Here is a 356-nt window from a genome sequence, read left to right as displayed (position 1 = left end):
CGAGAAGGTAATCGTAATGAGTGGTTTACGCAGTTCCGTTCCAATTCCCCACACCAGCTTTTCGTTGCCCTCGAAAACCATCAGGTGATGGGGTTCGCCTGCAGCCAACCTTACCGGCCTAGCGCCGCTTTTGCAGAAACCGTTGAAGTGAGTATCTATCTTCACCCCGATGCGAAGGGGCAGGGTTTGGGGAGTGCATTAATGAAAACCTTACTTGATGCTTTAGCGACTCAACCAGTGCATTGTGCCTTATCTGGCATTGCTTTGCCGAACGATGCATCGGTGGCGCTGCATCAGAAATTCGGCTTTCGTGAGGTCGGTGTTTTTCATGACTATGCCAGAAAACAGGGCGAGTA

1 protein-coding gene is annotated in these 356 nt (G+C 50.8%); it reads left to right on the top strand.

What is annotated here, in order from left to right:
* A partial coding sequence (locus P0Y67_RS22900; RefSeq protein ID WP_342393719.1) for a GNAT family N-acetyltransferase occupies window positions 1-356 on the top strand: 356 nt, incomplete at both ends.

The sequence above is a fragment of the Photobacterium sp. SP02 genome (assembly GCF_038519165.1).
Classification (GTDB): domain Bacteria; phylum Pseudomonadota; class Gammaproteobacteria; order Enterobacterales; family Vibrionaceae; genus Photobacterium; species Photobacterium halotolerans.
This window is presented reverse-complemented; position numbering and strand designations above follow the sequence as displayed.